Source organism: Vibrio jasicida CAIM 1864 = LMG 25398, from assembly GCF_000400365.1.
GTDB lineage: Bacteria > Pseudomonadota > Gammaproteobacteria > Enterobacterales > Vibrionaceae > Vibrio > Vibrio jasicida.
The window spans coordinates 25,008-48,375 of the sequence record NZ_BAOG01000108.1 but is presented as its reverse complement, the minus strand read 5'-3'; the positions used below and the strand labels follow the sequence as shown (position 1 = coordinate 48,375).

Genomic DNA, 23,368 nt, shown 5'->3' with positions numbered 1-23,368 from the left:
AGTCGCTCTGCTGTTCAGGTCGACTTTTTCTTTTGTTAGACAGATCTGTTCGCTCAGGAACTTATATATCTTCTTTTTAAAAAAACGAAAAAATGTGCGTCTTTTTCTGTTTTGTTGCGTCTTAACTGAGTGAATAACATTTTTATCGAATAAGACGAATGAAAAAAGAAGCCTTCCCCAATGAAATGCACACTCTGACTAATGAGTCGTTGTTAGCCTTTATCACAAGTGATGATGTAAAAAAGACTCTGCAAGGTGTTCGCCGTGGAGTTGAGCGCGAAATGGTTCGAGTGTCACAAAGTGGTGCGCTTTCTCAGCGCCCTCACCCTGAATCCCTAGGTTCAGCACTGACTCACCCATACATCACCACTGATTTCTCGGAAGCCCAGCTGGAGCTGGTGACACCTGCGGTGACGGATAGAACAGAGACCTTTAGAACCTTGTCTTCATTACACCACTTTGTTGCATCACATCTAAATGACGGTGAATCTATGTGGCCGGCGAGCATGCCTCCACTCCTGCCCGTTGATAATGATATCGCGATAGCAAATTACGGAACATCAAATGCTGGTATTGCGAAGATGCGTTATCGAGAGGGGTTAGCGAACCGTTATGGAAAGAGAATGCAGCTGATTTCAGGCATTCATTACAACTATTCGTTACCAGACTCTTTCTGGAAGGCGCTTCATACTCATACTGAAAGTCAGTTGCCGTTAGAAACCTTTATTTCTGAGCGATACTTTCATCTGATTCGCAATGTTCTACGCCATGGTTGGATTATTCCGTATTTGTTTGGCGCTTCACCGGCGGCGGATAAGAGCTACCTGCAAGATCGACCTCACGCATTAAACCAGTGGGATAGCACGACAGATTACTTACCATGGGCTACATCGCTACGATTGAGTAACTTGGGCTATGGGAGTAGTGAACAGTCTCGTTTTCCGATGAGCTTTAATAATATACAAGACTATCTAACCGGCCTATGCCACGCATTAACTCAGCCAAGTGATCTGTACGCTCACCTCACTGAACATCAGCAGTTGAATAGTTCAGTTCTTCAACTCGAGAATGAATTGTACGGTTCTGTTCGACCTAAAATTGTTAATGCACAAATGCGTCCTTTGGTTGCCATGTGTCATTACGGAGTGGAATACATAGAGTTGCGCAGCTTGGACAACAACCCTTTGTTGCCATTTGGTATTGATGAACTTCAAAGTCAGTTCATCGACCTATTTTTGCTGTATAGCGCACTCACACCAAGCCCTGAAATGAGTGAGCAGGAAAGCCAACTGATCATGCAAAGACAAGAACTGGTGGCAATGCAGGGCAGGAAGCCGAGTTTGATGCTTCCTACCGTAAATGGCGACATGTTACTGACAGATTTAGCTAAGCCACTAATGGGTATGTTAGCTGAAATGGCAAAAAGCCTGGATGACGCGCAGGAAACCAATAGCTATGTAACGGCAGTAATGCGTGAACAAGCAAAGTTTGACGACAGCCAATTAACGCCTTCTGCACAGATCCTAGCGGTTATGGAACAAGAAAACATCAGCTTCACAACGTTAATGAGAAGGTATTCAGGCGAGCACAAGCAAGGTTATTTGAACAATACGCTCTCTGTCGATGACATGACGCAACTGCAATCGATGGTGGACAACTCGCTAGTTGAGCAAAAACGCCTAGAGTCTGAAAACGAAACCAACTTTGATGATTATTTAGCTCAAAAAAATCAAATTGATTGTGGAGTCCCTTCTCGAGGTGATGCCTCACAGTCAATGTCAGAACATTTAAACTCATCTCAAGGTAATAAAGAGCACGTAAACCCATTATGAATATTCTTTGGAAGCTAAAAGACTACTTAACAATGTTTGGCCGACACTATCTGATTGCCCTTGTGGCTCTGCAGTTGGTGGCTTTGGTCAACTTGGTTCCTTCATGGTTGATTGGTCGAATAGTCGATGGCATTAGCGAAGGAACATTAGATACACAAACCCTAGTTATCCACGTAGGTGGGATCATTGTTTCGGGCGCGGCAATGTATGGTCTGCGTTTTGTATGGCAAAGCAAGTTATATGGGGCGTCTATTGCGATTACTCGTGTGATGCGCGGTGAGCTATTTCAAAAGTTCTCACAGCTCCCTCCAGCCTTTTATGCCCGCCGCAGTACCGGTGATTTAATGGCGCATGCCACCAATGATCTGAATGCTGTCGAAGAAACCATGGGCATGGGTATTATGACATTGGTGGATTCGTTCATCGCAGGCATGACCGTCATTTTAGGGATGATATTTGTTGTCAGCGGGCAGCTCACGACCATTGCATTGCTTCCCTTCCCGTTGTTGGTGCTGATCACTCGTCGTTATGGTGTGCAGCTACATAAAGCCTTTGGCAAGGCGCAGGCTGCATTTTCTGATTTGACAGAAGAGACACGAGAAACAGTAGCGGGTATTCGTGCGGTTCGTTCACATGGTATTTCTGGTCGTCAAGAACAACGTTTTGGACAAACCTTAGATCAAACGGTTGATGCCAATCTAACTGTAGCGAAAGTGGATGCAGCGTTCGCTCCAACAATCCAATTGGTTTATGGCTTGTCGTTTGTGATCGCTCTTGGGTACGGCGCATGGCTAATCGAACAAGGTAGCATCACCGTCGGACTCTTTACGACTTTTACTTTGTACCTTGGTCAATTGCTGGGGCCATTCATGCAGTTTGGTTGGCAATTTAATGTCTTTCAACGCGGCAAAACATCTTGGCAGCGACTAGAGCAATTGTTTGCTGAAAACCTAGAAGTCGTCGAAGGTGACAAAACGCTAGCTGCCGATTCGGATTCAAGTATGTCATTTGATATCTGTGAATTTACCTATGAGCAAGCAAATCGAAGAGCTTTGGACAACGTAAAGTTTGAACTGCCGTCAGGTGGGTTAGTGGGCATTACTGGACCAACAGGCGGTGGCAAAAGCACACTCCTGCATCTGGCGTTGCGTCAATTTAAACTTGAGAAGCCATCTAGCATCCACATTTCAGGTATGCCAAGTGACAGTCTCACCTTTGATGCCTTGCGCAGCAAGTTGGCATGGGTTCCTCAAAAGCCGTATTTATTTTCCGGCACTATCGCAGAGAACATTGCGTTATCGAAACCGAATGCGTCACTGTCAGAAATAAAACATGTGGCGGACATGGCGGACATTCTAGCAGAGATTGAAGCGATGCCCGATGGTTTTGATACCCCGCTTAGAGAGGGAGGAACAAATCTATCAGGGGGCCAAAAACAGCGATTAACGCTTGCCAGAGCACTCCTGTCAGATGCAGATATCCTGTTGTTAGATGACCCTTTCAGTGCGTTAGACATGAAAACAGAGGTGCAAGTACGCCGAAATTTAAAAGCGCATTATTCTCATAAAACGATGCTGCTTGTTACCCAGCGTTTGACCAACCTTATCGAAGCTGACCATATCTTAGTCTTAAATGATGGTCAGATAGAAGAGCGTGGCTCTCACTATGAATTAATGGCAAATCAAGGTTGGTATTCGATGGTTTATCAGCGCCAAAGTCAGTTAGGAGGCAAACAATGAAAAATACTACCATTTATCGTCGGTTGTTGGCGTTTTCCTTGCCTCACAAAGCCCGTTTTGGCTTTGCATTCCTCATGTTGGGGCTAGCGGTTACTGCTGAAATGACGATCCCTTGGTTGGCGAAAATCGTCCTTGATGAGGTGATTGTGCCTCAGCAATTTGAATGGCAACAGCTTATCACTTTGATTGGACTGGTTATGGTTTTCTACGTATTAGCTGCGGTGTTCGGGTATTTGCAAGCTATCGCGTTTAAACACGGTGCATTGCTGGTGGTCAAAAATGTGCGAGAGCAGTTATTTCGCCATGTGTTGAACTTTCCGATAGCGACCTTCGACAAGTTGCCGACAGGGAAACTGGTTTCTTACATTACTAACGACACCGAGTCGCTGCGAAATATGTTCGTGTCGACGCTCCCAACTGTTGTTCAAGGCGCCTTACGTATCTTAGCGATCTTCATCGCCATGGCGTTATTGGACTGGCGTTTGATGTTATTGAGTTTGGTGTTGATCCCCGTGTTACTTATGACCATGCATCTGTATCGCAAGATTTCAACACCAGTATTTGATGGAATTCGAGTTCAAGTCAGCAACATTAATGGCCAAATCAATGAGTCATTACAGGGAATGGCGTTGATTCAAGCGTTTCGCCAGCAAAAAAACTTTCAAACCAAGTTTGAGAAAGAAAATCAAAGCTGGTTTAACTTCAGAACCAAGTCAGTAGCCATTGATAGCTTAATGTTGTTACCACTGACGCGTTTAATTGCGACGCTGACTGCAGCGGGTATTGTCGCCTGGTTTGCTGGGGCTTCAATGTCGACCGTTGTTGAGGTCGGCACCTTATACGCCTTTTTGAATTATGTTGAGCGATTCTTTGACCCGTTCCGACAGTTATCGATGGAACTGCATAAATTTCAGGTTGCCACGGTATCGTCAAAACGTATTTTTGAGTTACTAGACGATGAGTCTGAGGTTCATAACCAAGTGATGCCTGAAGTAACGTTCAACAATCGTCACGATATTGAGTTCCGCAATGTCACTATGGGGTACGAAGAAGATAAACCCGTGCTTAAAGACGTTAGCTTTACAGCAAAAAGCGGTGAGTTCACCGCTATTGTAGGGCATACCGGTAGCGGGAAAAGCTCTGTGATCAATCTGTTAATGCGTTTTTATCAACAGCAGCAGGGTGACATTTTCATTGGCGGGCAATCGCTTCAAACTCTGCCAGAAGCACAATTGCGTAAGTTGTTTGGCTTGGTATCGCAAGACCCAACCATCTTTAGTGGCTCAATCGAGGAAAACATTAACTTATCTCACGGTTTAGTTAGCACAGGTGACACAAATGAAAACGCAGCAGCGAAAAGCCGAGAGAAAGCGGTCAGTGCAGCCGAAATGGTGCAAGCAGATCGTTTCATTCATCGTCTGCCTGATGGCTTTGGACATAAACCGGGCAATGGCGGTGCCTCACTTTCAGTTGGGGAAAGGCAGTTATTAGCGTTAGCTCGGGTAATTTCCCACGATCCGAAAATATTTCTGCTAGATGAAGCCACGGCGAATATCGATAGTGAATCAGAGGAAGCGGTAAAACAGGCGTTAGAGAATATCCAGGATGGTAGGACTGTCATTACCGTTGCACACCGTTTATCAACGATTCAAAACGCTGATCAAATCTTGGTGATGAACAGTGGCAAGGTCGTACAAAGAGGCACACACCGAGAGCTGATTGCTCAAGATGGCGACTATCGAGATTTGTACCTAAGTCAAAAAGCACAAGAAGAACATGACACTCAGAACAGCACGCTTGGCTTAACCACCGTCAGTGCAGCATAAGTGATTAATTATGAAGAGAAAGAACATTATGAACAACCAAACAATATACATCGAATCTAATGATACTGCTCAAACACAATTTGTATCTGAGCAAGTGATTGAAGATATCCTTGAGTGGGAAATCATGCACGGTGTAGCCTTTCGTCAGACCGACAATACCGCAAGGCATGTACCATTTAGTATTGCCCCGATGACAATGGAACGTTCAGCCTATGACCACCTACGTAAGGTCACACCATTGATTGCTAAGTTGGTGAGCAACGTTTCTGAAGATCATCGTTTTCTGCAAAACTCATTGAGTGAGATGGCGAAAGCCGACCCGTTCTTCGGTCGCTTAATGGAGCTGCACCAGCAAGCTCATGGTGATGCAACCTCCCCCAAGCAACCTGAACGTCAGCCACTGTTATTAATGAGAACAGACTTTATGGACGATCGCCAATACGGAGCAAAAGTCATTGAATTTAATGGCATAGCCGCAGGAATGGGACCTTTCGGTCAACGTGCTTACGAGCTGCATAGCTTTGTGAAAAATCAATGGAACGAGGTTTACCGAGAGTGGCTAGAAGATGATTCGGCGACTCCTGCAGATAATCAAGGGTTGGAACAATTAGCCTTAGGCATCGCGACAGCTGCAAAAAAGGTTCAAGCTCATTTTGCAGATTCAAGTGCTAATAGTGACAGCAAAAATCCTGCTCAAAAGCCGACATTCTTAATGATCGTTCAAAAGGGTGAGGATAATGTGTATGACCAGCACCTTTTGGAGGTGGCCTTACATAAATTGGGGGTTCGTACCTTTAGGAGAACCTTCGAACAATTGAGCACTCAGCTCTCAAGTGGTGACAACCAACGTCTTATCCTTAATGGGGTTGGCGGAATTGATACAGTGTACTTGCGTGCTGGCTACCAATATTCAGATTATTGGGCGCCAGAGCTGAACGAAGACATTTGTTGCCAGACCCTGAGCCAAACTCGACTGTTTATTGAGAAACATTACGTGGCGATGAATGCCACTATCAGTCAACAATTGGCGACTAGCAAATCAATGCAAATGCTACTCACACAGATGCCTGCCGAAACCTATGCTGAGTGGGGACTATCACTTGATGAAGCTAATCTGGTTAAAAGCGTGTTGGCGGATATGAAAGCCATCACGACAGAGAGCATTAAATGGTTTAATGAAAGTGCAGACAAAAAAGAGTGGGTATTAAAAAACCAAGGGGAAGGCGGTGGCCACTGCGTATTTGGCGAGGATATTAGTGCTACTTTAGAAACGCTAAAGCCAGAAGAGTACAGTGCGTGGGCATTAATGCAGCGCCTGTACCCACACGAACGTGAAACCCCAACCATTGCTGTAAGAGATGGCCAGCAAACACTAGTTAACGATCTTGTTAGTGAAGTGGGTCTCTTCACTGCGCATTATCAAGGAGAGCCCGTAACTGAAAATAATGGTTATGCCGGATACTTAATACGCAGTAAGCCTGCCAGTGAAAATGAAGGTGGAATCCATAGCGGGCAAGGTATTTTGGACTCGTTAGTTTTGATTGACCAATAATTGGCTTTGATTTTGGTGATGTACAGCCTGAATGCAGGTTGTACATCAGCGTTTAGTACAAATGGGTAACAGAATTGTGGGGAATTTGATACCAATGCTTGGATTGAGATGTATCTGTTTGATGGACCGATATCGACCCATCTTACTAAATCAACCCCTACCGCACGATTTTCCAGTACCTAGAGTTATTCGTATATTACTAAATTAGCAAAGCCGCTAACTCAGAAATGTCCAGAAACAAGCCAGTGACTCTTCAGGTCAACTCAGTCACTAGAACATCGACACAAACAAAAAGGGGCTACGTGAGCCCCTTTCTTAATTGGATGTAAAGCGATTAACCTAAGCTTTCTGTTACTACTGGTTTGGTATTGCGTTTGGCAATCCAGTAAGCAACGCCGCCCCATAATACCGTCAGAACCCAAAGAGCAGTCCAGTGTTTAGCTACTTGTTGCCACGTTGCGCCCATTTGGTTGAGTGCTAAAAAGCCTTTGATTGCCCAAGTGCTTGGGCTTAAATCTGCAAACCAAAGCAGCGGGGTAGGAATTGATTCAACCGGCCAAATAAACCCAGCTAGAAAGATCAACGGCATTGAGCTCACTAATACGACGAATGTCACGAGCTCGCGTCTTGGCAATAAATAGCCTAGCCATAAGCCTAAGCCACAGCAGCTAAGTAAGAAAGGCAGCAGCAAGGTGAGTAGCTCACCTGCGTTGGCAACATGGTTAACGTTCAAACGTTCGAAGCTATAGCCAAAGTAATATGCGCTCAGTAGGTAGTAAATCGCGACAAAAACTACGGTTCTTGCTAATAACAATGCACCGGTTGAAACCTGCGACCAATAACCGCGACCATGGCGTTGCGTACCCGTTTGTAAACCGACCGCCATCAACAATGTTTGCTGAAGGATCAACACAAACACCGCTGGCACAACGTACTCAATGTAGCCCATAGTCGGGTTAAAGGTTGGCTTCATGTTCAGCTTAATGGCAGAGTAATCATGGCTCGCCATACTCAGTGGCACGCCATCAATCACCATCTTACTGACTTTAACTTGAGCACCAAGCGTACCGCCTGCTGTTGCCAGGCCTTCTACCACGGTGCCGTAGACCAAGAAGTAGGAAGCATCAGCCGCATAAGCAAGAGTAGGACTGCTGCCAAGCATCAAGTCTTTATAGAAGTGTTCTGGAATCACCAAGAAACCCGTGATCTCTCGGTCTAAGAACGCTTGTTTCGCGTCAGCAATGGTGTGTAGGCGTGTCACAACTTTAACTTGTGGCGTCGCATCGACCATACGCTCAAGCTTCAAGCTGGTTTGGCTTCCATCGAGATTCACGATCGCTATCGGCTGTTCTCTTGGCGTTTGTTGCGCGTACGGAAGTGGGTATAAGAACGAGTAAAACACTACGCCACCAAAGACAGTCAGTACCACGACAGGATTGGTCAGCACTGAGCGTAACTCGGTTTTAATCAATTGCCATAAGTTCATATTGCCCCCTGCTTACCATCAGCACCAGTTGCGCTATTGAGTAAGGCGGTATTACGATGTTTTGCCATCAAAGCCGCCGTCATCAATAACGGAATAACGTACCCAGCCATCGGCCATAGGGAGCCGATAGATTGCGCCACACTAGCGCCGTAATTTGCTTGATCCACTTGTACTTCAATGTAATGAGTGATCGGTAGTAGACTTCGCCATGCTTGCGCCAATGTGTTCATGTCTGAAACTGGGAAGGTGATGCCCATGAATGCAAAGCTCGGTGCGGTAAATGCGCCAGCAAAGCTCATCGCGCGTGCTGGGTCCATGGATAGGAAGAAGAACAATGCCCCCATGATGATGCATGCAATGGTCGTTACGAATTGCGCGAATAACATTGTCAGATAACTCCCTTCCATCGGCCAATCTAGCACCACATAGAACCAAACTAAGAACAGTGCGCCTTGTGCCATAAATACAGGAATGTACTGGCTCAGAACTTTGCTTAGTCGAGTGAAAGGACGTTCGCCTAAGAACGCGAAGCTGTTATGGCCATTACCATATAAACGGAAATGCGCCGCGAGGATCAAAATGGTGCTGACCACGACGCAGATTTGCCAGATAGCTGGAACAATCGCGGTTACCAAGAACTGAGCGTAGTTAGTGTTACGGTTAAACAGAGCAGTAATCTGGGTGGAAATCGGCACGGCTTGCCCAATGGCGGCTAACGTTGTGGTATTGCCTTTCGCTAGATTACCCATGGCTTCAAGCTGAGCATCAAAATACCCTTGAGATTGCGCGACCGCGGAGTTAATCAACTTCGCAACCAAAATGTATTGGCTGTTGAAGAAGACCGATAGCTGCGGTTGGCGATGCAAAAGAATGTCTTGGTCAAATTGAGGGGGAATCACAGCATAAGCGTAGATATCACCCTCGATCATTGCGTTCTTCGCTTCTGTTGAACTGACGTAGTGGTAATCAACAGAAAGGGTGGATGAGGCGTCAAGAGATTGAATCATCTTGCGTGACAACTGTGAGTGCTGTAAATCGACCACGCCAATAGGAAGATCTCTGGCAATGCCTGCAGAGAATACCCCCCAAATACTGATTGCCAATAAGATCGGCACCCAAGTAAGGCAAGACAGCAACCACTTATCGCGCCTTAGGACCTGTCGTTGTGAGATTTGAATCGTCATAGTACTAAACCAACGCGATTACAGGTCAACCACGACGCTCATGCCCATTCGAAGCTCAGGCTCTGGCTGGGTAGGGCGAGCTTCGACTTCAAATGTACGAAGATCAAAACCTTTTGATGCATCTGTGGCGCGCCATGTCGCGAAATCACCCATAACGGCAACGTGCGTTACTTTAAACTCAACGTCTTTATCAAGGGCAGGCAGATAAGCTTCGAACGTAGTACCTTTGGTAAAGTGTTTGAGCAAATCTTCACGTACGTTAAGGGTTGCCCATGAGTCTTGCGTATCGATAACCGTCACAACCGGGAAGCCTTGAGGAGACAGCTCACCACTTTGCAGTAGTACTTGAGAGACTTCACCATCAAACCAACTAAAGATTTGCGTGTCTTTTGCATACGCTTCTACTTCCGCTACAGCGCCAGCCGCCATACGCGCTTTCTCTGCTGCAGCGACTTTGGTTTCGCTACGCGCACCTTCTTTTGCCATGTTGTACATTTGGAACGCTGCGCTCTCGGTGTACTTAGAAGCTTGCCACTGAGTCAGCGCCTCATCGCGTTTTTGTTCTGCGACAACGCCATCTTTGTAGAGGTTATTTACGCGCTGGTAAGTTTTTTCCATCAAATTAGCAGCCGCTTGTGCTTTCAACCACTGGTCTTTTGCTGCTTGAATTTGTTGCTCACGCGCGCCTTTTTCTGCTTCTAACGCCAACGCGCCAGCGGCTTTTTCACCCGCTTTTGCTTGTTCTAGCTTTGCTTCGATTTCTGGGCTGTGAAGGGTAAAGATCAACTGACCTTTTTCGACATCATCGCCTTTGCGCACCATGACTTCATCAATACGACCTGGGACTTTTGAAGAGATGCTGTATTGCTGCGCTTCAATCAATCCTTGTAAACGAGCTGGTTCCGGTTGATACGCTTGGTAGAACTGGTAACCAACCCAAGAAGCGACACCCAAAGCGCAAATTGATAGTAGAGCGGGTTTTAGAGATTTTGCTGCCATGACTTATTTTGCCTCTTTGGATGTTGATGCTGGAACGTAAGCAGTATGTTGGTATTGAGCGAAGCTGTTCATTTCGCTACTTAGTGCTAATAGTTTGGTCAAAGAAATTAGATAGCGGAAACGCGCCGCAGATTGCTGTGTTTCTACGCTGGCGACATACAGTTGCGCGTCGACCACATCCAAAGATGACGATAAGCCCTGAGTGAAGGCTTTTTCGCGTAAGCGTAGGTTCTCGTCTGCAAGGGCGATACTGGATTCTAAACCTTGGACCTCATCAATGGCTTGCTGCGCCTCTAGGTAGGTTTTCTGTACCAGAAGCGACAAATCTTGCTTGGCTTGTGACTTTAGTGCATCCACTTGCGTGACCATACTTTGCGCTGCTTTTACTTTTTCACTGCGACCGGTGGATTCAATCAGCGGAATATTCACTCCGACACCAACTAACCAATCGGGCTTAATTTGGCTGGCAAGTGAGTCGTCTTCATACAGGTTGTAATCACCGTACAAATAGACTTCTGGATAGTATTTGCCTTTCTCGGCTTTTATCAGGCTCGATGCTTGTTTGTGTTTTGCATTTAATAAATCCAAGCCAGGGTAGGTCAATAGAGTTTGATCGACAAAAGCATTCAATGGAGGAAGGTTGTCATTGATGAAGAGGGATTCTGATGGCTCTACTGAATCATTCTGCGCCAAGATTTTGCCAAGAGCAGCTTGGGCAATACTTAAATCGCTGGCCGCTTTACGAGTTTCTACTTTCGCTTTGTCTAGTGATGCTTCTGCTTGAAGGCGTTCAACTCTTGCAATCTGGCCTTGCTCTTCCATCTTAATTGCAAAATCACGGTGTTTGGTTAAGCCTTTTTCGACGGCTTGGCGAGTCGCCAGCACTTCTTTCGCTAATACAACCGAGAAGTAGTATTTAGAGAGGTCTTCAAAACGCGCCTGTTGCTCCATTGCGAGCTGGCTTTTTGCTTCGTCTGTTTTACCTTCTGCTGCTGATTGAGCAGCATTAATGCGACCCCCGGTAAAGATTGGCCAGATAGCACGAATCGAAGAGGAGAAGATGTCACGCTCAGTGATCGTTGAAGTAGTATTCGCAAGTGCACTAAAGATAGGTTGAAAGACTGGTGGCACACTGATTTGTTGCCCAGTACTGTCGAATAACTGCTGACCCGAGACCGTTACGTCAGTGTCTAAGCGCGTGTAATTCGCTCCGATGCTGACTTGTGGAAGATTAAGGTTGTCTGTCGCACTTTGTTGGTATTCGTAACTTTCAACGTTCGCACGCTGTGCTTTTAGTGAATAGTTGTTTTCTAACAACAATTTCCATGCGTCATCAAATGTGATGGGAGCCGATTGACAGGCAAGAGAAATTGAGCTGCTGAGAAGGCCCAAGATCCAGAACTTTCCGGTTTGTTTCATAGTGGCTGCTTTGCTTTAGAGTATTAGCTCTAATATAAAGTATTCATTCGAAAGTGTTAAGTGATTGGCGAAAAGAATTGTTGAAGAAATGTTGCGCTCAATTGAGTGTAGACCACTTGAGCGCAGCTGTGTTGTTTTTTATTTCATGGAAGGGCAGTGAAACTCTGCTCTCCACTCAAGTTGGCGAGAACCTCGCATTGTATTCAGCAGGTCTTTACCACTCATCTGTGGGAACGATAGCAGCACCTTAAGATCTGGGGAGCTGGCATCACTCTTTTCGTAAGCTCTGACGTGAGTAAACGTTGAATACATATTCTCTGACAGCATAGCCTTATTCAGGCAAATTCCAAATGTATCGCGTTCCATGTTTAGGTGTTCCTTCTAACTATAAAAGCGCCTCTGTTTATAGTTATTGCAGTGGCAGATGGTGTCTAAGTGATTGTCTTAACGTCAGTATTTGTATTTTTATCAATGTGTCTTCAAATTTTCTGACGCAAGTGTTGAGCGTTAAATAGACTTCCAGTTGGCTGCTTTCTTTTGCCGAAGCTCTCTCAGGCTTCTTGACTAAAAATTATACGATGGAAAGTCTCAAAACGCCTCAAAAACCGATAAATTTGATGTGATCGTGTTCAAGATTTAGATGGCAATTTATGTATGGTGTTGAATAAATAACAACATTATTTGGCTGGCGATTTGATTGCTTTTTTATATTTCGTTTCGCTTATCAATGATGGATCGCGTACGTGACATAAGCATGAACCTGATGATTTTAAAGCGTCAAATGTTGTCACTGTTGCAGCGTTGTTAATTCGTACTCCCTTTTGTCTTTATCTCTACTTATTTCGACTTAACTCTTTGCGAGAAAGGCATTCTGATTTTTATTAATGCAATAAAATCATGTTAAAAATGCAAACGATTCATTTTACTCATGCGCATAAATCAATAATATTTTTGAGGTTATTAGAGGATCTGACTGGTTCTCATATCAAAAATGCTTGTGATGAGTAAATCCTTTTTGCAGGTGCGTTTCATATGAGAATTAATCTGTTAAAGGAAACTATTTATGGCTCAGTTAGTCGATGAAATCGTATTTCAGTCAGGGGTCAAACTCAGCAATCGCATCGTGATGGCACCGATGACGATTCAGTCCGCTTTTTTTGATGGCGGGGTGACTCAAGAGATGATCAATTACTACGCCGCTCGCTCAGGTGATGCTGGCGCAATTATTGTTGAAAGTGCTTTCGTTGAGAATTACGGTCGTGCTTTCCCTGGTGCTCTGGGGATTGATACTGATAGCAAAATAGCAGGTTTGAAAAAGCTCGCCACCGCGATTAAAGCGAAAGGTTCCAAAGCCATTCTTCAAATCTACCATGCCGGTCGTATGGCTAACTCTGAATACAACGGTGGTCATCATCCTATTTCGGCAAGTCCTGTCGCTGCACTTCGCGAGAATGCGGAAACACCTTTAGAAATGACAAAAGAGCAAGTCGAAGCCATGATTGAAAGCTTCGGTAATGCAGTCAATCGTGCCATCCTCGCTGGTTTTGACGGTGTTGAAATTCACGGCGCAAATACTTACCTGATCCAACAATTCTTCTCACCGCATTCAAATCGTCGACGCGACAAATGGGGTGGTAACATTGAGAAGCGCACCAGATTCCCTCTTGCGATTTTAGATAAAACGAAACAAGTCGCGTCATCTCATAATAAGTCGGATTTTATTATCGGTTACAGATTCTCGCCAGAAGAGATCGAGCAACCGGGCATTCGCTTTGAAGACACGATGTTCCTATTGGATAAGTTGGCGAGTTCAGGCTTAGATTACTTCCATTTCTCGATGGGCAGTTGGGCACGTAATTCAATTGTTACTCCAGAAGATCAAGAGTTACTTATCGACAAGTATCGTCAACTTCAATCTGATGCCGTAGCAAAAGTGCCTGTAATTGGTGTTGGTGGTATCGCTCAACGTGCAGATGCGGACAGTGCATTGGCACAAGGTTATGACATGGTCAGTGTTGGTAAAGGCTATTTGGTCGAACCAACATGGGCAGGTAAGGTGCTGGATAATGAAACTTGCGCTGAGTTTGCTGATATTGCTCAGCAAGAAGCATTGCAGATCCCAACACCGCTTTGGGAAATCATGGATTACATGATTGTTGATAGTGCAGCCGAAGCGCTAAAACACCAACGTATTAAAGAGCTCCAAAACATTCCGATTAAATTCAATTCGGGCGAGTACACGGCATATGGGCGCGGTCACAATGGTGACTTACCAGTAACGGTTACCTTCTCTGAGGATAAAATATTAGAGATTTTTGTCGATTCATCTAAAGAGTCTGATGGTATTGCAAACCCTGCTTTTGAGCGTATTCCGCAGCAGATCCTTGACGGACAAACACTGAATATTGATGTTATTTCAGGTGCGACAGTCAGCAGCCAAGCGGTTCTTGATGGCGTGTCAAATGCGGTTGATTTGGCTGGTGGCAACTCAGAAGCATTGCGTTGTAAAGCGAAGGAAGCAGTTGAATGGTCATCAAAAACCATCGAAGAAACCGTTGATATTGTGGTTGTTGGCGGCGGTGGTGCTGGTTTGAGTGCAACGCTGACAGCGCTTGATAAGGGTAAGTCAGTTATTTTGCTTGAGAAGTTCCCTGCGATTGGTGGTAACACTGTTCGAACGGGTGGTTGGGTTAATGCTGCAGAACCTGAATGGCAAAATGACTTTGCTGCGCTTCCGGGTGAGAAAGAGACGCTAATGTTGCTGGCGAAAACGCCAGAGTCAGAATTTGTGGATGAGTACCTTGCTGATTTCAAAGTGCTGAAATCACAACTCGATAACTACTTCACTGACCTAGAAAGTGGCAAACAGTACTTGTTTGATTCGGTAGAGTTACATCGTATCCAAACTTACCTTGGTGGTAAACGCACTGATTTAAATGGTGAGTCTATCCATGGTCAGTATGACTTGGTTGAAACGCTGACTTCTCGTTCTATGGAATCCATCGATTGGTTGAGTGAAAAGGGCATCGACTTTGACCGCAGTGTCGTGGAAATTCCAGTCGGGGCGTTGTGGCGTCGAGCACACAAACCAAAGCGTCCAAAGGGCGTTGAGTTTGTCGATAAACTGTCAAAACGTATTCAAGACCAAAACGGGCGCATTATTACTGATACGCGAGCTACCGATCTGATTGTAGAGGATGGCAAAGTCGTTGGTATCAAAGCGGTTCAAGCGAACGGCACTAAGCTTGTACTGCGCGTAAATCATGGTGTTGTTCTGGCCTCAGGTGGTTTTGGTGCAAACACTCAAATGATCAAAAAGTACAACTCCTACTGGAAAGAAATCGCGGACGATATCAAAACCACCAACTCACCAGCGCTTGTCGGTGATGGTATTGAAATCGGTGAAAAGGCCGGTGCAGAACTTGTAGGCATGGGATTTGTGCAGTTAATGCCGATCGGTGACCCTAAGTCGGGTGCTTTGCTTACGGGGCTGATTGTTCCGCCAGAGAACTTTGTGTTTGTTAACCAACAAGGTAAGCGCTTTGTTGACGAGTGCGGAAGTCGCGACGTGCTTTCGGATGCCTTTTTCGACAATGGTGGCCTTATCTACATGATTGCCGACGAAAATATTCGTCAAACCGCGGCGAACACATCGGATGAAACCATTGAGCGAGAAATTAAAGAAGGCATTATTGTTCAAGCCGATACGCTAGAAGAGCTGGCTGAGAAGATTAATGTGCCAGTTGCTGATTTGACCAATACGATTGCACAGTACAATGCCTGTGTAGAGCAGGGGCATGATCCTGAATTTCATAAGAGTGCGTTTGGTTTGAAAGTGGCGCAAGCCCCGTTTTATGCCACACCTCGCCAACCATCGGTTCACCATACGATGGGCGGCTTGAAAATCGATACTAAAGCGCGCGTTATCGGTAAAGATGGCAACATCATCGAAGGCTTGTACGCTGCGGGAGAAGTTACGGGTGGCATCCATGCGGGTAACCGTCTGGGCGGGAATGCCTTGATCGACATCTTCACCTACGGCCGAATCGCAGGTGAAAGTGCATCTGACCTTGTTTAATCGTCATTAAGTTAAGAAGTACCAGTTAAGAGGGGAGCGATGCTTCCCTCTTTTTCACATTGGACATTCAGGATCTTCAGATGAGCATAAAGAAATACAGCGCACGATTTCCGATGATGGGCACATTCATCGACCTTGTCGTTTACCACGCCAATGGTGAAAAGCTGATAAAAGAAGCTTATTTTCAGCTAGAGCAATACGCTCAACGTTTTACGGTGAATCAACCAGATTCGGAACTGATGCGCGTTAATCAAAACGCAGGTATTGCTCCCGTTTGTGTTCAACCGGACCTTTTTGCCCTGATTAAACTGGCAAAATTGGTCAGTGAAGACCGAAACCATCCTTTCAATATTGCGATTGGTCCTCTTGTGAAAGCGTGGCGAATTGGATTTAAAGATGCCAAGGTTCCGAGCCGTGAAGAGATTGAAACAAAGCTTAAATTGGTTGACCCTAGCCAAGTCATCCTTGATGAGCACCAATGCTCTGTTTATTTAAACCACGTCGGTATGGAGATAGATTTGGGTGCCATTGCTAAAGGATATTTCGCCGATCAGGTTAAACGAGAGTTAGTCTCTGCTGGCGTAGAAAATGGTTTTATTAGTTTGGGGGGGAACGTATTAACGATTGGTCAATCACCAACTAATACGAATCAAGCATGGAATGTTGGCATTCAGAATCCGTTAGGAGAACGTGGTGATGTGATTCGCGTTGTTCCACTTAAAGGGATGTCGATGGTCACTTCCGGGATCAACGAGCGCTTTTTTCAGAACAATGGGCAACGTTACCATCATTTGTTGGACGCAAAAACGGGAATGCCGATTGAGACTGATATCGCTGGGCTTACGATTCTATCGGAGCATTCGGTCGATGGTGAAATATGGAGCACAGCAGGGTTTTTACCATCAATGCAAGAATCTATGTCTTATTTGAATCAGCAAGCTGGCATTGAAGCAGTGGCGGTTTCAAAGCTAGGTGAGGTTGTTGTTACCGAGGGATTAATCGATCGAAATGGCGGGATTTACCTACGCTGAGGCTTATCGACGCGAGACACGAAACAGAGGCAGAAAGTATACATTCTCCCCCTTGTTATCTCATGATTTTATTGAAGTCAGGTGATTAGTCATCGGCTCCACACTTCACGCATTCTTCATAAGTGCGTTCTTCTTCACTGATCACCACATAGCCACTGACACACTTGTCACACAGCGCGAGTTTTGGGTAAGCCAGTTTTTGCTTTTTGGCGCTCGTGTCGCCTTCAACAATGTAATATTTTCTCATGTTATTTTTTCATTTTAGAGCGAACCGTGTACTTTAACATGCCGCTAGTTAAGGGGAGCAAACGCAAAATAAAGCCGCTGATTCTGCTTTATAAGAACTTAACTCGTTCATCAAGGCATTCATCCGATCCCATTTCGAACTCGCGACATATCCAAGGCCGATTTTCATAAATAGTGCACATTAAACTGTCTCTATCTAACGCTGCGCACCAACCATCATCCAGTCGCATCATTGTCTCACCGCCATATTGATCACGTTCGATAAATTCTTCTGGAACGCCAGTATCTGAGATAATCATAACTTCAAGACGACAGCAGCATGCTTGGCAGTTTGAGCAAGAAACATTGGAGGATAACGGGTTTTTAGTGGGTATGTTCATGGATAGCTACAACTAGATCAATTGTGCATGATACCGTAAATGCTAGTTCAAATGACCTTTATTTTTTAGCTGGGGGCGCCTAACTGAACCCTTTGGGCAGCATTTGTTGGTCATTTCTACTACGTTATCGATTTCTCATGTAGGCAAGCTACTCCGCAAAGTCTCTGTCTTGTATAAATACCCAACAATTCGCTGCAAAAATCAGCTCAAAGGTCAACAGACCCTAACTTTGTCAGCCAGAAAGTAACTTAAGTAGGAGAGTGGACGATCATATTCTCTTCCCTAGCGCCTAAAAACTGAGCACCAGCCAGCGAGATTATTTCCCTCGTTCACATATTTGTCATTTAGCGGGTACGGCTTTGTTAACTCAGTGTTAACGTAGGAGCGTCGTCACAGTGATGTGGTAGTTTGAAAGTCGATAAAGGATATATCAATGAGTTGGAGAACGATCAGCTTTCGCAAGCGCATGCTCATTATTATGACGCTGTCGGGTTTGATCGAACTTCTTATCCTTGTGGCTGCGGGCTTTACTTACCTTAAGTTCGATCAAGAACAAGAGATGGGTGAGAAAGCACTGGGTGTGGCGCGTTTCTTATCGACATCCCACATCGTCATCGAGATGATCGAATCTCAAAACCCTGAGCCATACCAACAGCGATTTCGTGAAATGACCGATGCGTTAGGTGCTGCGTTTATTGTTATCGGCGATAAAGATGGCGTGCGTCTGATTCACCCTGTCGATGAACGTATTGGCAAGCCGATGAAAGGCGGTGATAACCAAAGAGCGTTGGTGGAGGGGAAGTCCTATATCTCAACGGCTCAAGGTTCTCTAGGCTATTCCGTTCGTGGTAAAGCGGCGATTTTTGACCAGCAAGGCAACATCATTGGGGTGGTTTCTGTCGGTTATCTCTTGGAGCGCCTACAAGATCGAATCGAGCCGTTTCTTGCTTTTCTAATTGTAATGGCATTGGTTGTGGTTGCAGCCAATGCCGTGGTCTCTAACTATGCGTCACGTAAATTCCAACGAGCGATCATGGGCTTTGAGCCGGAAGAGATTGGTCGCTTATACGGTGAATTGGATGTGACTATGAGCACCATTAAAGAAGGGGTGCTCAGTGTTGATGCGCAAGGTGTATTACGCTCAATCAACCGTAGCGCATGCCAAATTCTAGGTATTAACCGAGAGGCTGCGCTCAACAAACCGTTGACCGATACGCTCCGAGATAGCGATTTGTATACGGTGTTAGAAACAGGACAAGAAGATCACGACATCGAGATCTTCCTCAATCACAAACGCTTAATCGCAAACCGTTCACCGATCTTTGTAGATGGCAAAATCGTCGGTGCCGTATCGAGTTTTCGTTTGCGTGATGAAATCAATGAACTCACCGAGCAACTTTCGCAAACCAAAGAGTATGCGGATTTGCTTCGCTCACAAACGCATGAACACCGAAACAAACTCAACACCATTAGCGGCTTGGTTCAAATGGGTGAACTAGATGCGGTGCAGCAGCTTATTGGACAAGAGACGGCGCATTACCAAGCGATGATTGAGTTCTTACGGGACACCATTAAAGATCCTCTTATCGCTGGCATGCTTTTAGGCAAGACAGAACGTGCACGGGAGCTTGGTTTGCAACTGGTGGTCGAAGAAGGCAGTCGCCTAGAACCGCTACCTGAATGGCTCAATGCCGAAGATTTGGTGACCATTCTTGGCAACCTAGTCGATAACGCATTTGACGCAACTTTGTCTGCTATTCGTGTTGAATCTGCGTTTGCCTTAGAGCGTCGCAGTATTGATGTGTCGATCAGTGATTACGGAAACGAAGTGATATTAGAGGTGGTCGACCAAGGTTGTGGGCTACCGGAAAACATTGAGCCACAAGAGCTCTTGAAAAAGGGCATTTCAACCAAGTCTCGCCAGAATCGAGGGGTAGGATTACACCTTGTGAATCAACTGGCGACGCGTTATCACGGTTATGTTGAGATGCTACCAAATACAGAACATGGAACGAGAATTACCGTGTATTTGCCTAAGGAAGAACAAGTATGAATACGGCAACGCGAGTCATGATCATCGAGGATGATATTGCCATTGCAGAGCTTCACCATAAATATCTTAGCCAACTCTCCGGCTTGGAAGTAGTGGGCATTGCAACGACACGGATGGAAGCAGAAATGCAGCTAGAGATCCTTAAACCAGATTTGTTACTGATGGATGTTTATTTGCCAGACGGAACGGGTTTGGAGATTCTCAATACGCTGCGCTCAAACAATCAAACTTGTGACGTGATTTTAATTACTGCGGCGAGAGATGTGGATACGCTTCAACAAGCGATGCGTGGCGGGGTCGTTGATTATCTACTCAAACCTGTCATGTTCCCTAGATTAGAAGCGGCATTGCAAAAGTACATTTCTCAACGCCAACAACTGAACGTTGCAGAAAGCTTGGATCAGAACCTAGTCGATAAGATGCTTCAATCGAGTACGAGCGCAGATAGCACGCCACAACGATTACCAAAAGGGATTGATGGCGTAACTTTAGACAAGATTCGTACTTTGTTTGTTGGAGAAGGCATGTTTACGGCGGACGAAGCAGGCGAACAGATCGGCGCCAGTCGCACGACGGCCAGACGTTATTTGGAATACTTGATTAGCTCAGGGGAGCTAGAAGCGGATTTGAACTACGGAACCGTAGGGCGACCAGAACGCAGTTATAAAAAAGTGATTCGATAGCTCGTACTGTTTACACGCAAGAACGGCGGCACGATTTCCCGCCGCTTTCATTTTCCTAAGAATTTGCCACTCCAGATCGGGGAGGTTTCTGATAGAACACTCGAGTGTTGTTCCGTCAAAATCAAACGCAACAAAAAACGCGCAACATGACAAATGTAGCCTATTGCACATTACTTATGTAATGGATTGCAAATCTGAACAATTATTCCTCAATTTAGAGTTTTTGCTTGAATTTTACCCAGTCAAAATGAGTTGGCTTTATTCCATTATATTCAATTGCTTATGTCGTATTGTGTAAATTATTTAAACGTTTGCACTACCAAGTGTTGATGTAAATCAAATAGTCGTAGACAATACGCCCCCGTGTCGGAAATCTCCTCCGTAGAGTGCAAGGTTGTACTCGAGAGACATAAGTGTCCTAAAAGACCGTCAGTTGTTGAATTTCAAACTATGGTTAAGGAGTTCAACCGTTGAGGTGGGTTTTAGGGCTATAGGCTTTACCTATCAACGTAATAGGTAAGACCAATTTTCTATTTTGGGGTGCCATTGATAGGGTTGGCTCAATCCTTTTAGCCGTATCCGGGCACACAATAAGTACCTCGTTTTTAAGGGAAAGATGATGGTAATACCAGAAAACAGCAGCATCGTTATTTTTGGTGCTTCAGGTGACCTTACATACCGTAAGTTAATTCCTGCTCTATACCACCTTTATGCGAACAAGCAGCTTCCAGAGAATTTTGCCATTCTAGGTGTAAGTCGTACTGAATACAGTGACGAGTCTTACCGCGAGAAGTTGAAAAAATCGCTTCAGGAAATGGAAAAGACAGAGCCAGAAACGCTTGATGCATTTATCAACCACCTGCATTACCAAGCAATCAATACTTCTGACACACAAGATTACAGCAAGTTGGTGGTTCGACTAGACCAACTCGCAGACGAATATCAATTCGAACAACGTAATACGCTTTTCTACCTTGCTACACCACCAAGCCTTTACAGCGTGATCCCTGCAAGCCTTGCAGCGCACGGTCTGAATAACGAGGATGATGGTTGGAAACGTCTGATCATTGAGAAACCTTTTGGTTACGATCTTGAATCAGCGCGCATCTTGGATAAAGAAATTCACGAGCACTTTCAAGAGCACCAAATCTACCGTATCGACCACTACCTAGGTAAAGAAACGGTTCAAAACCTTCTTGTACTTCGTTTCTCTAACGCTATGTTTGAGCCGTTGTGGAACCGTAACTTCATTGATTACGTTGAAATCACAGGCGCAGAATTCTTAGGCGTAGAAGAGCGTGGCGGTTACTACGATGGTTCTGGTGCAGTACGCGACATGTTCCAAAACCACTTGCTACAAGTACTGGCAATGGTTGGTATGGAACCACCTGCACAAATCAATGCTGACGCGATGCGTGATGAAGTCGTGAAAGTGCTTCAGTGTCTTAAACCACTGGATGAAGACGCACTTCGCAACGACCTTGTATTGGGTCAGTACACGGCGTCTGAAGTTCGTGGTCAACAACTTCCTGGTTACCGTGAAGAGAACGGCGTAGCAGACGATTCTCGTACTGAGACTTACATCGGCCTGAAAGCTTACATCAACAACTGGCGTTGGAATGGCGTGCCTTTCTACGTACGTACAGGTAAGCGTCTACCGACTCGCGTTACTGAGGTGGTTATCCACTTTAAACAGACACCACACCCAGTGTTTGGTCAAAACGCACCAGAGAACAAGCTGATTATTCGTATTCAGCCAGACGAAGGCATTCAAATGAGCTTTGGTCTGAAAGAGCCGGGCGCAGGCTTTAAAGCGAAGGAAGTGAAAATGAACTTCCATTACGCTGATCTGCAAGAAACCCAAATGCTAACTGCTTATGAGCGTCTACTACTTGATGCCCTAAACGGTGATGCAACGCTATTTGCTCGTAGCGATGCGGTTGAAGCGTGTTGGAAATACGTACAACCAATTCTAGATTTCAAGCAAGACCCACAAGCGCTATTCGGATACGCATGTGGTACATGGGGACCAAAAGAGGCGGACGACTTGCTACAGCGAGCTAACCGCGCATGGCGCTTCCCTTGTAAAAACCTAACAGATACGGACTACTGCGAACTATGATCAACCATAAGATCTACCAAACAGCAGAGCAGGTAGTAGAAAGCCTTGCTAACGACATGAAAGCGTTTAGCGAAATGGGCCGACCTGTTCACATCTCTCTTTCTGGCGGCAGCACACCTAAAATGCTGTTTAAGCTATTGGCAACAGAAGCTTACGCGACGTCAATTCAGTGGCAAAACCTACACTTCTGGTGGGGTGATGAGCGTTGCGTTGCTCCTGATGATGCAGAAAGCAACTACGGTGAAGCAAATACGCTACTATTTAGCCAAGTAAGCATTCCTGCTGAGAACATCCACCGCATTCGTGGTGAAGACGAGCCAGAAGTTGAAGCACAGCGCTTTGCGAAAGAGATGGCAGAAGTGATTCCAACTGAAAATGGCACTCCTGTGTTTGATTGGATCTTACTTGGTGTTGGCGCAGACGGTCATACCGCATCGCTGTTCCCAGGTCAGACAAACTACGATGATGAGAACCTATCAGTATTGGCGTCTCATCCTGAGTCTGGTCAGATTCGTGTATCGAAAACGGCACGCGTACTAGAAGCAGCGAAGCGCATCAGTTACTTGGTACTTGGCGCTGGTAAAGCAGACATTATCGAAGAGATTAATAGCTCACCAGCACGCGTACTTCCATATCCGGCAGCGAAGATCCAAGCGAAAGCGGGTCTGACGGAATGGTATTTAGATTTAGACGCAGCGGCAAAAATCGCTTAATGCGGCCGCTGGTCGAATAAAAGAC

The 23,368-nt window shown here is 45.5% G+C and carries 17 protein-coding genes; 10 read left to right on the top strand and 7 right to left on the bottom strand.

The annotated features are described in order from the left end of the window. The first annotated feature begins 158 nt into the window (after nt 1-158). From gshA to VJL_RS23480, 4 genes are read left to right on the top strand one after another with little or no spacing between them, the layout of a single operon-like run. The gene (gshA, locus tag VJL_RS23495) at nt 159-1,832 is read left to right on the top strand and encodes a glutamate--cysteine ligase (protein WP_050568888.1); all 1,674 of its coding nucleotides are present in this window, start codon (nt 159-161) and stop codon (nt 1,830-1,832) included. Then, nucleotides 1,829-3,571: an ABC transporter ATP-binding protein gene (locus VJL_RS23490; RefSeq protein ID WP_038881729.1), complete on the top strand. Its 1,743-nt coding sequence runs from the start codon at nt 1,829-1,831 to the stop codon at nt 3,569-3,571. Before gshA ends, VJL_RS23490 begins: the two co-directional genes overlap by 4 nt. Beyond that, a complete protein-coding gene (locus tag VJL_RS23485; RefSeq protein WP_038881727.1) occupies nt 3,568-5,397 on the top strand; it encodes an ABC transporter ATP-binding protein in 1,830 nt (609 codons plus the stop codon). The genes VJL_RS23490 and VJL_RS23485 overlap by 4 nt, the downstream gene beginning before the upstream one ends. A 28-nt stretch (nt 5,398-5,425) precedes the next feature. Further along, a complete protein-coding gene (locus VJL_RS23480) occupies nt 5,426-6,949 on the top strand; it encodes a glutathione synthase (protein WP_038881726.1) in 1,524 nt (507 codons plus the stop codon). Nucleotides 6,950-7,283: 334 nt separating this feature from the next. Here VJL_RS23480 and VJL_RS23475 read toward each other — a convergent pair whose 3' ends face one another. The 5 genes from VJL_RS23475 to VJL_RS23455 all read right to left on the bottom strand — a co-directional run bounded on the left by VJL_RS23475 (nt 7,284) and on the right by VJL_RS23455 (nt 12,403). Beyond that, the gene (locus VJL_RS23475) at nt 7,284-8,435 is read right to left on the bottom strand and encodes an ABC transporter permease (protein WP_038881724.1); all 1,152 of its coding nucleotides are present in this window, start codon (nt 8,433-8,435) and stop codon (nt 7,284-7,286) included. Continuing rightward, nucleotides 8,432-9,619, bottom strand: coding sequence for an ABC transporter permease (locus VJL_RS23470; RefSeq protein ID WP_038881723.1), 1,188 nt, complete (start codon nt 9,617-9,619; stop codon nt 8,432-8,434). The genes VJL_RS23475 and VJL_RS23470 overlap by 4 nt, the downstream gene beginning before the upstream one ends. Nucleotides 9,620-9,637: 18 nt before the next feature. After that, nucleotides 9,638-10,618, bottom strand: coding sequence for an HlyD family secretion protein (locus tag VJL_RS23465; protein ID WP_038867507.1), 981 nt, complete (start codon nt 10,616-10,618; stop codon nt 9,638-9,640). Nucleotides 10,619-10,621: 3 nt separating this feature from the next. Further along, nucleotides 10,622-12,037, bottom strand: a complete 1,416-nt coding sequence (locus tag VJL_RS23460; protein ID WP_038867508.1) for a TolC family protein — start codon at nt 12,035-12,037, stop codon at nt 10,622-10,624. Between the two features lie 138 nt (nt 12,038-12,175). Then, nucleotides 12,176-12,403, bottom strand: a complete 228-nt coding sequence (locus VJL_RS23455) for a hypothetical protein (protein WP_038867509.1) — start codon at nt 12,401-12,403, stop codon at nt 12,176-12,178. A 697-nt stretch (nt 12,404-13,100) separates the two neighbouring features. On the opposite strand from VJL_RS23455, the gene VJL_RS23450 reads away from it, so the two are divergent. Both VJL_RS23450 and VJL_RS23445 read left to right on the top strand, forming a co-directional pair. Then, complete coding sequence (locus VJL_RS23450) at nt 13,101-16,115, top strand: NADH-dependent flavin oxidoreductase (protein ID WP_038881721.1); 3,015 nt, start codon at nt 13,101-13,103, stop codon at nt 16,113-16,115. Nucleotides 16,116-16,195: 80 nt separating this feature from the next. Beyond that, nucleotides 16,196-17,146, top strand: coding sequence for an FAD:protein FMN transferase (locus tag VJL_RS23445; protein WP_038881720.1), 951 nt, complete (start codon nt 16,196-16,198; stop codon nt 17,144-17,146). A gap of 85 nt (nt 17,147-17,231) precedes the next feature. Here VJL_RS23445 and VJL_RS29720 read toward each other — a convergent pair whose 3' ends face one another. Next, nucleotides 17,232-17,393, bottom strand: coding sequence for a hypothetical protein (locus VJL_RS29720; protein WP_038867515.1), 162 nt, complete (start codon nt 17,391-17,393; stop codon nt 17,232-17,234). An 88-nt stretch (nt 17,394-17,481) separates the two neighbouring features. After that, on the bottom strand, nt 17,482-17,772 hold the full coding sequence (locus VJL_RS28245; protein ID WP_039974426.1) for a YkgJ family cysteine cluster protein: 291 nt from the start codon (nt 17,770-17,772) through the stop codon (nt 17,482-17,484). Between the two features lie 433 nt (nt 17,773-18,205). Between VJL_RS28245 and VJL_RS23435 the strand changes: the two genes are divergently transcribed. The 4 genes from VJL_RS23435 (at nt 18,206) to pgl (ending at nt 23,343) form a co-directional block, all read left to right on the top strand. Then, the gene (locus tag VJL_RS23435; RefSeq protein ID WP_038881719.1) at nt 18,206-19,825 is read left to right on the top strand and encodes an ATP-binding protein; all 1,620 of its coding nucleotides are present in this window, start codon (nt 18,206-18,208) and stop codon (nt 19,823-19,825) included. Further along, nucleotides 19,822-20,508 carry a response regulator gene (locus tag VJL_RS23430; RefSeq protein WP_038881718.1) on the top strand — a complete coding sequence of 229 codons (687 nt, stop codon included), beginning with the start codon at nt 19,822-19,824 and terminating at the stop codon, nt 20,506-20,508. The genes VJL_RS23435 and VJL_RS23430 overlap by 4 nt, the downstream gene beginning before the upstream one ends. Nucleotides 20,509-21,127: 619 nt before the next feature. After that, nucleotides 21,128-22,630 carry a glucose-6-phosphate dehydrogenase gene (gene zwf / locus VJL_RS23425; protein WP_038881717.1) on the top strand — a complete coding sequence of 501 codons (1,503 nt, stop codon included), beginning with the start codon at nt 21,128-21,130 and terminating at the stop codon, nt 22,628-22,630. After that, the gene (pgl, locus tag VJL_RS23420; RefSeq protein ID WP_020197501.1) at nt 22,627-23,343 is read left to right on the top strand and encodes a 6-phosphogluconolactonase; all 717 of its coding nucleotides are present in this window, start codon (nt 22,627-22,629) and stop codon (nt 23,341-23,343) included. The genes zwf and pgl overlap by 4 nt, the downstream gene beginning before the upstream one ends. Nucleotides 23,344-23,368 lie beyond the last annotated feature (25 nt).